This is a genomic window from Flavobacterium frigidarium DSM 17623, from assembly GCF_000425505.1.
Classification (GTDB): Bacteria; Bacteroidota; Bacteroidia; order Flavobacteriales; family Flavobacteriaceae; genus Flavobacterium; species Flavobacterium frigidarium.
In genome coordinates, this window is the sequence record NZ_AUDO01000016.1 from 32,530 (window position 1) to 47,273 (window position 14,744).

Below are 14,744 nucleotides of genomic sequence, written 5' to 3' on the forward strand. Positions count from 1 at the left end.
AAAACGAAATAGCTTAAGTAGTAAAAGTGACTTTTCTACTTGACGGCTTCTACTAATCTGATAAATTCAGCTTTATAGCCTTCTGGATCATTTGATAATCCTTGTTTGGCAAGTGTTATAATATCTTTGGAAGATTTATTCGAAATCAATTTAGAATCCCTCAATTTCAAGCCGAACCAAGCCACTGCTGCACTAAACTTTAAATCATCAGATGCTTTTGAAATCGCAGTGGATTTATTTGCAATAACCTGAACAAGTTCAATACTTTTGTCACCATCAGGTTTTTTATATCTAAATTTTATCGTTGCCAATTCATCACTGTAGACACTAGTATCATTTTTTACTGCTGTATATTTTAATTCAGGTTGGCTAAAGTCACTTTCGACTCCAGTCGGAATTATTTCGTACAGAGCTGTTACAGTATGACCACTACCTAATTCTCCTGCATCAATAGCATCATTTTTAAAATCTTCGGGACGTAATTTTCTGTTTTCATAACCTATTAATCGGTAAGATTGCACGTGCTTTGTATTAAACTCTATTTGGATTTTGACATCTTTAGCGATAGCAAACATCGAACCTTTAAATTCTTTGCTTAAAAAGCGGTTGGCTTCCTGCATATTGTCAATGTAAGCATAGTTTCCATTCCCTTTGTTAGCAAGTATTTCCATTTTACTGTCTTTGTAATTTCCCATTCCGTAACCTAGGCAAGTCAAAAATACTCCAGTTTTTCTTTTCTCTTCAATTAAGGTTTGCATATCAGTATTAGCAGCACTTCCCACGTTAAAATCTCCATCAGTGGCTAGAATCACCCTGTTGTTTCCGTCTTTTATAAAGTTTTCATGTGCAATTTTATAGGCTAATTCTATCCCAGCTCCACCAGCGGTGCTTCCCCCAGCATTTAAGTTTTCTAATGCGTTTATGATAGTGGCTTTGTCATCACCAGAAGTAGGGGGCAACACTAAACCAGCTGCTCCAGCGTAAACAACAATCGCCACTTTATCATCTTTTCTTAGTTCGTTCACTAATATTTTCATGGACTGTTTTAGTAACGGCAATTTATTGCTTTGTCCCATCGAACCTGATACATCTATTAAAAAAACCATATTTGATGCGGGTAAATCCTCGGTAGGAATGATTTTTCCTTGCAAACCAATTTTTAATAATTGGTGTTTTGCATTCCAAGGACAATCACTGTATTCTGTATTAATAGAAAATGGATTACCGTCCTTGGGCTGTGGATAGTTGTATTTAAAAAAGTTCATCATTTCCTCAATACGCACGGCATCTTTAGGAACGGTTTGACCATTGTTTATAAAACGTCTAATATTAGTGTAAGAAGCATTGTCAACATCTATAGAAAATGTAGACAACGGTGCTGTTTTAGGCGTTTCAAATTGATTTTCGATAAAGCTCTCATAATCTTCGTTATCAACAGTTATTGGTTGTTGTTGCCTTACATTTAATAGTGCTAGTTTTTCATCAAATTCTTTTTTAGAAAGAGTTTGCTGTACACTGTTATTAGTGATCATAATGATGACGCCACCGCTAGCTTTTGCTCCATAAAGAGCAGTTGCTGTGCTTCCTTTTTTTACTGTAACATTATTAATCGTTTTAGAGTCTAATTGATCTATGACTTCTTTGCTTACAGGCACCCCGTCTAAGATATATAACGGCTCATTGTTAGAAATTGAAGCAATGCCTCGAATAGTAGTGTTTGCATAGTTATTTGATGGACTAATCGAGATTCCAGCCACTGTGCCTTGTAATGCTCTTGTGTTTGAACCAATATAATTTGCATTGGGACTGTGCATTTTTGAAATAGAAGCTGTAGTTGCTTTTTGCTCTTTAGCCGCGTATCCTACGACTACTATTTCATTTAAGGTCGCTGATTGACTATTTAGTACTATATTGATCGTATTTGAGGTGCCAACTCTAACTATTTTCGTTTCCATTCCAATATAGCTAAAGACGAGTTGGTCGCCTTTTTTAGCAAGGATAGAATACTTCCCGTCAAAATTTGTTTGTGTTTCTTTCTTAGTATTTTTTACTAGGATGCGAACAGCTGCTAGAGGCGCAGTTCCATCGGTTACAACTCCTGTAATTGTTTTTTCTTGTCCAAAACTTAGGATAGAAAAAAGCATAGCAATGGCTAATGAAATAAGTTTTTGGCTTTTCATGATCGTAATATTTAAAATGTTAGTACTGTTTTTTAGGAGTTATTTACCTACTGGTTTTCGATTTTTAGTGGTAATAATGACAACTCCTTTTTTTCCTTTGTCACCATATTTAGCTATGGCTTCATCGTTTTGAAGAATATTAATTGTTTGAATTTCCTGCTTGTTCAACGGTGCGTACGGACTTGTAGGATTAGCACCAAATAAGTCCTCCTCACTGTATTCAACATCATTGATAATATACAAAGGTTCTTTTAAAACCAGTATTGATTCGATATTATCCTTTTTTAAATTCGAAGCTATTTCTGCTCCTGAACTACCCAAGTTTCTACTTTTTTTACTAGATAATGCTTGCCCATCAATAACTACTAAGGGGGATGCAGCAGCTTGTGACTGTACCAACTCTGTTTGCAATGTGCTATTATTTTTTGCAGTTGCGTGGCTAACAGATCTGGCATCATATATGGCTCCGGAGCGAAACTGACTTGCAGATTTTTTAAGAGTTTCTTTATTGTATGATTTTTTATCTTCAATTTGCTCAACCACTTCAGGAGCAGTAATTTCTTCCATTACAATGGCCTCACTTTTTTGAGGATTTACTACTTGATTTGAAACAATACGTGTACTCTTAAGTACGCTATTTATTTTTACGGTATCAATCGTGGCGTTAGTAACCACAGGTACTTTAGGATGCGGTGTCTTTTTTATGACGCTATCTATAACGACAACATTGTTCTTTGTAGTTTTTAGTTCGTTTGTTGGTTGAGTAAATTGATATGCTACAGATAGCAACAATAATACAGATGCCGCAATTGCTATTTTTTTCCAAAGTTTGTTCTTTGTTTTTAGCGCTTTTTTATCGAGTTTCTCGTCTACTCTCGCCCATACTTTCTCCATTCCAGGAAAATCCATGGTCTCTGCTTTTTGAGAAGCATTTTTTATTTTATCGAATATTTTATCTTGATTGTCCATGACTATTTCAGTTTTTGGTAATACAAATTATTTACTAAATCCTTCAACTTTGTTTTAGCGGCATTCAGTTGTGATTTTGAAGTGCCTTCAGAAATGTTAAGCATCAAGGCTATTTCCTTATGGCCATAACCTTCTATAACAAAGAGGTTAAAAATAGTTTTGCATCCCTCTGGAATGTGGTTTAGTAAATTAAGCAGGTCTTCCTCTTCAAGATTGGTTACTTCATCAGTAAATGGTTGTGAAATTGATGCGATATCATCAAGATACATATTGAAATTAGTGTTCTTTTTTATGTTTGCTAGGCAGTGGTTTACGGTGATTTTTCTAGCCCAAGCTTCAAAAGCTCCTAATTCTTTAAGTTGATCGAGCTTTGTGAAAATAGTATAGAATGCATCGGCAAGCACTTCTTCAATTTCTTCTTCCTTTTTTAAATACCGTTTGCAGGTACGGTAAAGTTTAGGTGCCATATCTTCATACACTTGGCGCTGCGAGTCGCGGTGCATTTTCTTGCAAGCTATTATTAGATTTTCGTTTACCACAATAAAGTCTTTAATAGTAAAGAGAGCAAAAAAGATAAAAAGGTTGGGAGCCTATGCTGTTTTTTTTAAAATATTTTATTTTAAGTCCAGCGTTAGCTTGAAAATATCACTTTCATTTTCGTTATTATCCTTGTCCTCGCATAGTAAAAACGTGATTTGTTTGCCGTCTTGCTTGTAGACTGTCAATCCTTCAAACTTATTTGTTGTCGAAATAGTCTTAGTGAAATCAATTTTCATAGATTCAATATCGATGCGACCAATGATGCTTCCTAAAATTTCACCATCTTCGTAGGTTGATTTAGTGTTTTCGGCAGCGGCAAGAAAATACAGTTTGTCACCCACAATTAATCCATCTGTGAATGAAGTGCGAACACCTTTTAATTTGGGTAGTTTGTAATCGTTAGACATCAAAGCAAACTCTTGATCTAGTTTTTTTGCTTTTAAGGTGAGCACAGTATTTTTATTAGAATCATTAGTACCTCTATTAAAAAAGTACCAAAATTCACCATCGTAACTAGCTCCCTCAAGATTAAAGTAGGTTTCCTTGATACTGGCAAAGCTTTGCATGATGGCATAAATATCGACCATGTTATTTGTTTGAATTTTTTCTTTTTTGAGGAGGCTAAATTCAATCATGCGGTTGCGATTACTAGTAGACCCTGATCCAAAAATGTATAAACTATCTTGGTAATGCGTTATGGATTCAAAATCAGGCTTGCTGATTTTTTCAATATTATCAGCAGGGTTTTGTAGCAAAGGATATTTTGCAAGATTGCTATTTTTTACATTGTACTCATATAGATAGCTGCTGTTATCACCTATAAGGTATAAAAGATCATTTTGATAAAATAAACCTGAAGCAGAGCCAATACCTATAATGTGAAATACTAACTCGAGTGTGAATTTTTTCATGGAAGAAGATGTTGAATGCAGGGAGCTTAGCCCAGATTGAAATGAAAATAGATTGCAGTGAAATGCTTTTTTTATAGGGAATGCAGAGCGACTAAAAGAAGCTCCTGCAGTCACAAATAAAATTGCATTTTAACAAAAATCTATTGCAATGTAAAGCTGGAAATTGCTACACAAAAATACTATATTTACTTTAATTAATAATTTATATACTATGAAATCAATAGATCCAAAGAATTTTAAGGTTGTTGCACCTATTAAATTAGCTGATATACCCACAGAATTAGATGTAGATGCAAGTGATGATGCTAAAGAAGATAAATTAGACGGCGTGCGTGAAAAATTGAGCGAATTGCAAGATGTAATGTATGCGCACAATCGTTATGGAGTTTTGATTTGTTTGCAAGGAATGGATACCTCGGGTAAGGATAGTTTGATACGTGAAGTTTTTAAAGAGTTTAATCCGCGTGGTGTGGTGGTGAGTAGTTTTAAGACTCCAAATTCTACTGAGCTAGAGCATGATTATTTATGGAGACATTATCTTGCTTTGCCAGAGAAAGGGAAGTTTGCAATTTTTAATCGAACGCACTACGAAAATGTATTAGTGACTCGTGTGCATCCCGAATATATCTTAAACGAAAATTTGCCTGGAATAGAAAGTGTAGACGATATCAAGCCACAGTTTTGGGACAACCGTATGGAACAAATCAATAATTTTGAGAAGCACATTACTCAAAACGGTACAATTGTGATGAAATTTTATTTTCATTTGAGTAAAAATGAACAACGCAAACGTCTCTTAAGAAGACTTGAGAAAGAGGATCATAACTGGAAATTTTCTGTAGGAGATTTGAAAGAGAGAGAACGCTGGGATGATTATATGAAATATTATGAAGAAGCAATTAACAGCACGGCTACTGAAAATGCGCCTTGGTACATAATCCCTTCAGATGATAAGGATATGGCGCGTTATATTGTGGCAGAAATTATATGGCAAGAGATGAAACAATACACTGATATTCAGGAGCCAGAACTAGATGAGAAAGTAAAAAAGAATATTGAAGAATATAAAGAGCAATTAGCGAAAGAAGAATAATACAAGGTTAAGAAATTATTTAAATTAGATTGTTTTGCGCTATTTTATTTACATTTTAATAATCTGTTGTTTGTGTCTTGTTAAAGTTGGGTATGTTTCTTTGCATCGAACTCAAAAACAAACCAAATGAAAAAAATTATTCTTCCGTTGTTATTTTTATCAACGTTGATTTCGTGTAACAATGAAGACGCAACAGCAAAAACTGAAGTAGTATTAGCTGAACAATCTACCACTCCAGTTTTATTAAAAAAGAAAGCAGGATTTGAAAATTTAGAATTATTCTCTTTGATAAGCTCTGATGATGTTTTACCAGCAAGTCCTAATTTTGTATTTGGAGGATCAGCAGATGGATCTGGATTATTGAAAAATGCCGATGGTACGTTTACTTTCTTAGTGAATAATGAAGATAATTTCTCGGTATCAAGAATTACACTAGATAAAACATTCAAACCTGTAAAAGGAGAATATTTGTTGAACTCAAATGGAGGAACGTGGAGGTTGTGTGGTGCTACAATGGCAACACCTGCTGAACACGGTTTTGGACCGTTGTATTTAACATGTGGTGAATCTGGTCAAGAATCACGCACGCATGGATTAGATCCTTATGCAGATGCAGGAACTAATGGTGTTTCTAGAGAATTGCCAGGTTTAGGACGTTTAAGTGCTGAGAATGCGTTGCCATTAAAAGCCACTGCGTTTGCGGGTAAAACAGTTATTGTTATTGGGGATGATGACTCTGGAACTTATGGAGGTCAATTATTTATGTATGTTGCTGACAAAGTAGGTGACCTTGCTAATGGATCGCTATATATGATGAAAAGAAACGATGACAACCAGAGAGAGAAAGACATGGTTGCTAATCAAAACTACGAAGTTTCATTTGTTAAAATCTTAAACCATACCACTTTAACAGGAGCTCAAATCAATGCTTCGGTAAATACTTTGAAAGCGATTAAATTTGGTCGTGTAGAGGATTTAGATTACCGCAAAGGGGGCAAAGATGCTGATCGCGAAATCTACTTTAACGTAACAGGTCAAAATACATCAGGAACAAATGCTGATGCTTCTAGAACAAAATACGGTAGAGTGTACAAATTAAACTTAAATGCAAATGATCCACTTAAAGGAACATTACAAGTTTTATTAGACGGAGATGATCGTACAGGAATTGCAGGTAAATTCCAGAATCCTGATAATATATGTGTGACTAAAAACTATGTATATGTACAAGAAGATGCTAACGGTTATGGTGATGAAACACATGATGGTTACATTTATCAATACAACATTGCTACAAAACAGTTGAAAGTAGTATTTGAATTAGATCACCGTCGTACTGCTGCTGATGCTGCAAAATACAATGTGGGTGGAACATCAGGTTTTGGAGAATGGGAATACGGTGCTTTAATAGATGTATCAGAGCAATTAGGAATTGATGATACTTTTTTATTAAGTGTACAACCACACACCTGGACAGGAGATAAGTACAAGGGAGTAGATGGAGGATCAGGTCGTCCTAATGAAAATCAAGCAAGTCAAATTGTTTTGATCAAAGGATTAGCTAGATAATCAATCTTATATTAAAAAATAAGGCCTACGGTTTCTTGATTGAAACCGGGGCTTTTGGTTTATATAAAAACCGCTAGTTGTAGTACATATTATGAAAAAATACTTTCCTTTATTTTTATTGTTTGTTATGTTCTCTTGTCAAAAAGAGGAAAAATCAGTCCAAATCAATGCGCTTTTTAAAGCAGATATTGAGTTGGTCCTAAAAGAGGTTTCGCTATTGCAAAAAGGAATCTCGTCTAATCAAAGTCAGTTACAATTACAACAACAATTTCTCAAAGCGCACGAGCAGTATAAAACAATTGAATTGCTTAGCGAATATTATTTTCCATCAGTGACTAAAGCAGTAAACGGACCTGCAATTCCGGAATTTGAAGAAAACGATGGCAAAGTGATTGCTCCGGAAGGTTTTCAGGTGATAGAAGAGCTATTGTTTCCTACTTATGAAACGCAGTCAAAAGAAGAACTTTTAAAACAAATAGGAATTCTAACAGCAAATTTAAAACGTATTGCCTCTATAGCCAAGACAAACACCTTGACTGATTCCCATGTTTTTGATGCCATGCGATTAGAGGTTTTTAGAATTATTACTTTAGGAATTACTGGGTTTGATTCGCCAGTGGCTAACAATTCCATCCCAGAAGTTATCCCCGCTTTGCAGACCATTCAGCGTTATTATACTGTTTATGATAATGAAAGCGAAGAAGGAAAGAAACTATCAAAGTTAATTGAAAACGGAATTAAAAGTGCGAAGAGTAACACCAACTTTGATCATTTTGATCGTGCAGCTTTTATTTTGAATGTGGGGAATCCTTTGAGTCGCGGGTTGTATCAAGCGCAATTAACATTAAATATTCCTGTTTTTGATGAGGTACGTGGTTTAAAGACAAATGCCGCTACCTTATTCGAAAAAAATGCTTTTGATGCTGAAGCTTTTTCAGGATTTCTAGATTATAAAACAACTCCTGAGAAAATTGCCTTAGGTAAAATGTTGTTTAACGATCCTATTTTATCCGGTGATAATAGTAGATCGTGTGCTTCCTGTCATCATGAAGACAAAGCCTTTACCGATGGATTAGAAAAAGCAACCTCGTTTAACGGAAAAGCGTATGTAAAAAGAAACACGCCTACATTGAGTAACATTGCTTTTCAAAGAACATTTTTTGGTGATTCTCGTGTCAATTATCTAGAAGATCAAGCGGTAGCCGTGATTACAAATGAAGAAGAAATGCACGGCGATATGGATGCGGCAGCGCTGGAAATTAAGAAAAATAAAGTTTATGTAGCCAAATTTAAAAGTGCATTTCCAAAGAAACAAATAAGCGCCTTTGAGATAAAAAATGCATTGGGATCATATATTCGTTCGTTAAGTAATTACGACGCTAAGTTTGATAGATACATGCGTGCCGAAACTACTTTTACGGCAGATGAAAAGGCAGGTTTTAATCTTTTTGCAGGTAAAGCTAAATGTGCCAGCTGTCATTTTATTCCTTTGACAAACGGAACTGCTCCACCACATTTTGATAGATCTGAAAGTGAAGTACTAGGAGTTCCTGATAAAAGCGGCAAACTAGATGGCGACTTAGGAAAATTTTTAATTTCGAATGCTCCAATGCATAAAAACTCCTTTAAAACGCCAACAATTAGAAACATCACTTTAACGGCGCCATACATGCACAACGGCGTTTATCAAACATTAGAAGAAGTGATTGATTTTTATGAAGAAGGTGGAGGAGCAGGTCTCGGATTCAATTTAGAAAATCAAACGCTACCCACAGACAAGCTAAATTTAAGTGATTTAGAAAAAAAGCAGTTGATTGCTTTCATGAAAACACTTACTGATATTAAGTAATTTATTTCCCAAAAAAAAAAGGCTCTGAAGTGATTCAGAGCCTTTTTGGTTTTATAATTATGCTTTTGGTTCACGTTCCCAAAAACGGTGTTGTGCCAATGCAGAAATATATTCTTGAGCATTGCTATTATCATTTTTACTGATGATAATTCCGTTGTCTTTATTTTTTTTATCATCTAATGGAATCATAGTTTCCTTGATAAAGTCTTTTATGTTTTCGCCAAAACCAATCACTTTACAATGTTTGTACGATTCATTGATAAACTCAATCACATCTGGTGTATTGTCTTTAAAATCAAACTGGGCATTTGCCGGAATATAAACACTGTCAAACAATACCGAAGCTGCGATTAGCAAACTTTGATCAACAGGGATTTCGGTTCCCTTGTCTGTTTTAATTGTTCCTAGATGAGGTGCAATAATTTTTGCCATAGCACCTTTATCTTCCAATGCTTTTTTCATACTGTTTAGTGCTTCTTCGTTCACACCATCAGTACAAATGAATGCCACTTGTCTCGTTTCGATGGTATCGTTGTTTTCTTTACTTTTCAACATGCTTAAAGCATCAGAACTAGCCACACTTGGTTTTTTAATTACCGTTTCTTGATCTGGATTTGGATCTGCAGAAACACCATGGTTTAAAGGTTTTTGTGGAGATTTTGGTACTTCCATTCCCAAACCTTCAGCAACTTTCTTAGCCAAGGTCTCGTCAACAATAGACAAGAAACCTAGCATACGCACACGAATTTCTTCGGTGTCTACTTTTCCTAATTCAAAACGGAATGCTTTGATAATATGATTCTGTTCTACAGCAGTCATACTATTAAAGAAAAGTGTTGCTTGACTAAAGTGGTCAGAAAAACTTTTACTTCTTTCTCTCACTTTGTGCGCGTCAATTCTTTCGTTAAAACTTTCAAATCCACCTTGATCAGCTTTTGCTTGAAAAGGACAACCACCACCTAATGAATTAGGATGGTAACTAGTACGACCTGGATTAATTTGCTGACGCATATGGCCGTCGCGCTGGTTGTTATGAACTTCGTTTATCGATCTATTAATTGGTATTTCGTGAAAATTAGGACTACCTAATCTTGAAAGCTGTGTATCCGTGTAGGAGAACAAACGTCCTTGTAAAAGTGGGTCATTTGTAAAATCGATTCCAGGAACAATATGTCCTGGGTGAAAAGCTACTTGTTCTGTTTCGGCAAAAAAGTTGTCTGGATTTCTATTTAAAACCATGCGACCAATTTTCATCACAGGTACTAATTCTTCAGGAACTAATTTTGTAGGATCTAGTAAATCAAAATCAAATTTGTGTTCGTCAGCTTCAGGAATTAATTGCACACCCAATTCCCACTCCGGGAAATTTCCATTTTCAATAGCTTCCCATAAATCTTGACGGTGAAAATCAGAGTTTTTACCCGATATTTTTTGAGCTTCATCCCATAATACACCGTGAATTCCTAATTTTGGTTTCCAATGAAACTTTACAAAATGAGATTCGTTTTGTGCATTGATGAAACGGAAGGTATGGACACCAAAACCTTCCATCATACGTAAACTTCTAGGAATAGCACGGTCAGACATGGCCCACATTACATGGTGCATAGACTCTGGCATCAAAGAAATAAAATCCCAAAAAGTATCGTGTGCTGACGCAGCTTGCGGAATTTCGTTGTGCGGTTCTGGTTTTACTGCGTGAATTAAATCAGGGAATTTAATTGCATCTTGGATAAAGAAAACAGGCATGTTGTTTCCCACAAGGTCGTAATTTCCTTCTTTAGTATAAAACTTCACAGAGAAGCCACGAACGTCTCTTGCTAAATCAGTCGAACCTCTCGATCCTGCTACTGTAGAGAAACGGGTAAAGACTGGCGTTTTGATCTTTGGATCCTGTAAAAAGCCTGCTTTTGTATACTTCTCCATAGATTCATATACTTCAAAGTAACCATGCGCCGCCGAACCTCTTGCATGAACAATTCTTTCAGGGATGCGCTCATGATCAAAATGAGTAATTTTTTCTCTTAAAATAAAATCTTCTAAAAGTGATGGACCGCGGCTTCCCGCTTTAAGTGAGTTAGTGTCATCGTTGATCAACAGCCCTTGATCAGTGTTCATTAATTGATCAGTAGACTCGGTGGTGTTTCTTTTTAAATCCTCTAATTTGGCATTAGAAGGTTCTTGTGGTTTGTTTGCTTTGTCTTTCATGATAGTTTGTTTAATTGTTGTTTTTTACTATAGTGTCTCCACTTAACTAGTTGCTTTTTTATGTACGAGATCTTTCATCATTTGTGCATTAATAATTCCTGCTTCACTTGCAGTATTATTAAAATAGATGAAAGCCTTTTTCTTGTTTTCGTGTAGTTCTAATTGGTACTTTATAAAGTCAATCTCTTTCTCAGTATATTTCGAATAAAATAATTGCTTGTTTCCGTGTAGTCGTAGATATTGAATAGGTGATTGCGTCACAATATGTTGTGGTAAACTAGGATGACTTACACTACAAAACGAGATGTTTCTACTCGTAAGTTTGTGAATCACTTCGTCATTCCACCAACTTTCATGACGAAATTCTACCACATTATCAAAAGTGGCATTCAAGTTTCTAAGTACGCTATATAAATTTTCAGGCGTGAAGGTGTAACTAGGAGGGAACTGAAATAAAATACAACCCAGTTTCTCTTTTAAACCTTCCTTACAAAGAGTGTAGAATTCGCTTATGCGTTCCTCACAATCTTTTAGTTTTTTAAGATGGGTGATTTCTTTCGGTACTTTGACAGAGTAAATGAAATTACTCGGACTTCTATTGTACCAGTTTTCCATAATTTTTGCCGTTGGAAATTTATAAAATGTGGCATTGATTTCGAAACTATCGAAATGCTGGCTGTAGTGATTGAACCATTCTTTTGAAGGGAGTTCTTCTGGATAAAAAACAGAAACCCATTTTTTATTATAATAACTAGAACATCCAATTTTGATAATTTTTTCCATTGCTTGAAATTAAAAAGCTAAGATTGCGTGCGGAGTACCCACTTGATTGTAATTTTTGAATTTAATCTAATTGTCAGAAGATATATTTTCGAAAAAAAAATCATTTACAAGCCCTTATATTTGATAATAAATAGAAGTGTAAATTGTGGTAACTTATAATTGCTACGCGTAAAATTAAGAAGATTACAAGCGAATATTTTATGGGATTATTATAATATGTTATGATATAATAACTTGTATTTCAATGTGCTATGATGCTGCTTTTTGCTAATTGAATAAACCGATTGATTGAAAATTGACTAAATTTATTACAATAAAAAAGCAGTACTAGGATTGCTCCTAATACTGCCATTTAAATAGTAGATAAAATCAATTACCTAGAATATATTTTTATAGTTTGAATCCGTAAGCTAAACGAACTCCTACTTGCCCAACACCTCTTCCATCAGCTAAACCATTATTCATTTTTCTGAAATCATTGTAGTGCTCGTAGTGAACTGATACATCAACGTATTTAGTTGCATACCCAATACTTGGAGAAAGTAATAATGATGTTTGATGGTATCCATTAGACACTGCAAATGCAGCTCCAGCTTCACCCATTACATAGAATGAATCACCTAAAACGAAAGCTTTGAAACCCGCTTTTGCAGGAATAAATCCTAAATCTTTACCTTCTGTTTCACCAGGAAATGCATCACCTTTGCTCACAAATAAGTTTGTGTATCCTGTAGTTAATGTTAAAGAGTATTTTTGAGACAAATCATATTGTAATCTCACATCTCCACCTACAGCTAATTTATAAGGATCATTAACAGCGTAACCTACGTTAGCTCCAATTCCTAAACGGAATCCTTGATCATAGTTTGATGCAGCGGTATCTTGTGCAGAAGATGCATTAGAGAAAAATGCTGAAATAGCTAATACTAATAGAGTTTTAATTTTTGTTGTAGTTTTCATGTAAATTAATTTTTGTTATTTTAATTGGTTGCCACCACAGCTCATTTTTCGTTTAGGTGACAGTGGCAAATTTAGAACGTGACCTCCTGTAGAATGTTATACTATTATGGGCATTTGTTATGTAATATTTATTCTCTTCATAATAATAACGCTAGGTTGCTTACTATAAAATAGTGTAATCAAAAGCTTCTATTTATATTTGTGCCTTAAAAAAATGATAAATTGAATTTAGAAACATATACAAAGGAATTTTCGTATAATTTGCGTCTCGCATATCCTATTATATTAGGAATGTTAGGACATACAATTGTAGGGATTGTAGATAATATTATGGTAGGTAAGTTGGGACCTACAGAACTTGCTGCAGTTTCTTTAGGAAATAGCTTTGTGTTTATTGCTATGTCATTAGGTATCGGCTTTTCAACTGCGATTACTCCACTGGCGGCGCAAGCTGATGGTAGAAAAAGTGTAGCTGAGGGGCGTAGTGCTTTTCATCATGGACTTTATTTGTGTACGATTCTAGGAGTGCTATTGTTTACGGTTATTTTCTTATCAAAACCTATCATAAGTTTCATGGGGCAACCTGAAAATGTCGTTGACCTAGCCAAACCTTACTTAGATATTGTCGCTTTTTCATTAATCCCTTTAATTATATTTCAAGGGTACAAGCAATTTGCTGATGGAATGAGCGAGACTAAAATTTCGATGTGGGCAACGATTCTTGGGAATGTAGTAAACGTATTTTTAAATTATCTTTTTATTTACGGAATATGGATTTTTCCAGAATTAGGAATTGTAGGTGCTGCTATAGGGACAATTGTATCTCGTTTTGTTATGCTAGGCTACATGCACTTCCAAATGAAAAACATGGTGAAATTCCATCCTTTCTTTGAAGGGTTTTCAATTAAAAAAATTAAGAAGGAAGTAAATTTAAAAATCATTAACCTAGGAGCACCATCGGCGATGCAAATGTTTTTTGAAGTGGGATTGTTTACTGCTGCTGTATGGTTGTCAGGAAGATTAGGAATTACAAATCAAGCGGCCAATCAAATCGCGCTGAGTTTGGCCTCATTTACTTTCATGTTTGCCATGGGATTAAGTGTTGCGGCAACGATTAGAGTGGGGAACCAAAAAGGTCTTGGTGATTATAAACAGCTTAGAGTGGTAGCTATTTCGATCTTTCTTGTTGCTATTTTATTAGAGACTTTGTTTGCACTCATCTTTATATTATTTCACAAACAGTTGCCTGCGTTATTCATCGATATGGATAATGTAAATGATTTAGCTGCAAATACTGAGGTTGTCGCGATTGCTGCACAGTTATTAATTGTTGCCGCCGTGTTCCAAATTTCAGACGGAATTCAAGTCGTTTTCTTAGGGGCGTTACGTGGTTTACAAGATGTAAAACTGCCTATGTACATTACCTTTATTGCCTATTGGGTAGTAGGTTTTCCTACATCAGTATATCTTGGGATTTACACTACATTAGGAGCTGCAGGAATTTGGATTGGTTTGCTTGCAGGACTAACTACCGCGGCTATATTTTTATACATTCGATTCAATAAATTAACAAAAAGATTAATTATCGAAAATCCCGCGCCACAACCTTTAGCAGATGAGTTTGTGATTTAAAAATTATGCAGTGTATCGATAGCGGCTTACAAAGACAATTATTCGAATGC

11 protein-coding genes are annotated in these 14,744 nt (G+C 35.1%); 4 read left to right on the forward strand and 7 right to left on the reverse strand.

Annotated features, from left to right (window positions below):
• Positions 1–35: 35 nt before the first annotated feature.
• The 4 genes from H603_RS0110910 to H603_RS0110925 all read right to left on the reverse strand — a co-directional run bounded on the left by H603_RS0110910 (position 36) and on the right by H603_RS0110925 (position 4,600).
• Positions 36–2,180, reverse strand: coding sequence for a vWA domain-containing protein (locus H603_RS0110910; protein WP_026708637.1), 2,145 nt, complete (start codon positions 2,178–2,180; stop codon positions 36–38).
• A gap of 39 nt (positions 2,181–2,219) precedes the next feature.
• Positions 2,220–3,149 (reverse strand): hypothetical protein, encoded by a 930-nt coding sequence (locus tag H603_RS0110915; protein WP_026708638.1) that lies wholly within the window; start codon positions 3,147–3,149, stop codon positions 2,220–2,222.
• A 2-nt stretch (positions 3,150–3,151) separates the two neighbouring features.
• Positions 3,152–3,652 carry an RNA polymerase sigma factor gene (locus tag H603_RS0110920; RefSeq protein WP_026708639.1) on the reverse strand — a complete coding sequence of 167 codons (501 nt, stop codon included), beginning with the start codon at positions 3,650–3,652 and terminating at the stop codon, positions 3,152–3,154.
• A gap of 111 nt (positions 3,653–3,763) precedes the next feature.
• Positions 3,764–4,600 carry a DUF6929 family protein gene (locus H603_RS0110925; protein ID WP_026708640.1) on the reverse strand — a complete coding sequence of 279 codons (837 nt, stop codon included), beginning with the start codon at positions 4,598–4,600 and terminating at the stop codon, positions 3,764–3,766.
• A gap of 211 nt (positions 4,601–4,811) precedes the next feature.
• On the opposite strand from H603_RS0110925, the gene H603_RS0110930 reads away from it, so the two are divergent.
• The 3 genes from H603_RS0110930 to H603_RS0110940 all read left to right on the forward strand — a co-directional run bounded on the left by H603_RS0110930 (position 4,812) and on the right by H603_RS0110940 (position 9,111).
• On the forward strand, positions 4,812–5,693 hold the full coding sequence (locus tag H603_RS0110930; RefSeq protein ID WP_026708641.1) for a PPK2 family polyphosphate kinase: 882 nt from the start codon (positions 4,812–4,814) through the stop codon (positions 5,691–5,693).
• A 126-nt stretch (positions 5,694–5,819) separates the two neighbouring features.
• Positions 5,820–7,262 carry a PhoX family protein gene (locus tag H603_RS0110935; RefSeq protein WP_026708642.1) on the forward strand — a complete coding sequence of 481 codons (1,443 nt, stop codon included), beginning with the start codon at positions 5,820–5,822 and terminating at the stop codon, positions 7,260–7,262.
• 91 nt (positions 7,263–7,353) lie between these two features.
• Positions 7,354–9,111 carry a cytochrome-c peroxidase gene (locus H603_RS0110940; RefSeq protein WP_026708643.1) on the forward strand — a complete coding sequence of 586 codons (1,758 nt, stop codon included), beginning with the start codon at positions 7,354–7,356 and terminating at the stop codon, positions 9,109–9,111.
• Positions 9,112–9,168: 57 nt separating this feature from the next.
• Here the strand turns inward: H603_RS0110940 and H603_RS0110945 are convergent, their stop codons facing one another.
• The 3 genes from H603_RS0110945 to H603_RS0110955 form a co-directional block, all read right to left on the reverse strand.
• Positions 9,169–11,319 carry a catalase gene (locus tag H603_RS0110945; RefSeq protein ID WP_026708644.1) on the reverse strand — a complete coding sequence of 717 codons (2,151 nt, stop codon included), beginning with the start codon at positions 11,317–11,319 and terminating at the stop codon, positions 9,169–9,171.
• A 42-nt stretch (positions 11,320–11,361) separates the two neighbouring features.
• On the reverse strand, positions 11,362–12,102 hold the full coding sequence (locus H603_RS0110950; protein ID WP_035675892.1) for a DUF72 domain-containing protein: 741 nt from the start codon (positions 12,100–12,102) through the stop codon (positions 11,362–11,364).
• A gap of 390 nt (positions 12,103–12,492) precedes the next feature.
• Entirely contained in the window at positions 12,493–13,062 is a 570-nt protein-coding gene (locus H603_RS0110955; RefSeq protein WP_026708646.1) for a hypothetical protein, read from the reverse strand.
• Positions 13,063–13,284: 222 nt separating this feature from the next.
• On the opposite strand from H603_RS0110955, the gene H603_RS0110960 reads away from it, so the two are divergent.
• On the forward strand, positions 13,285–14,694 hold the full coding sequence (locus H603_RS0110960; protein ID WP_026708647.1) for an MATE family efflux transporter: 1,410 nt from the start codon (positions 13,285–13,287) through the stop codon (positions 14,692–14,694).
• The last annotated feature ends 50 nt before the right edge of the window (positions 14,695–14,744 follow it).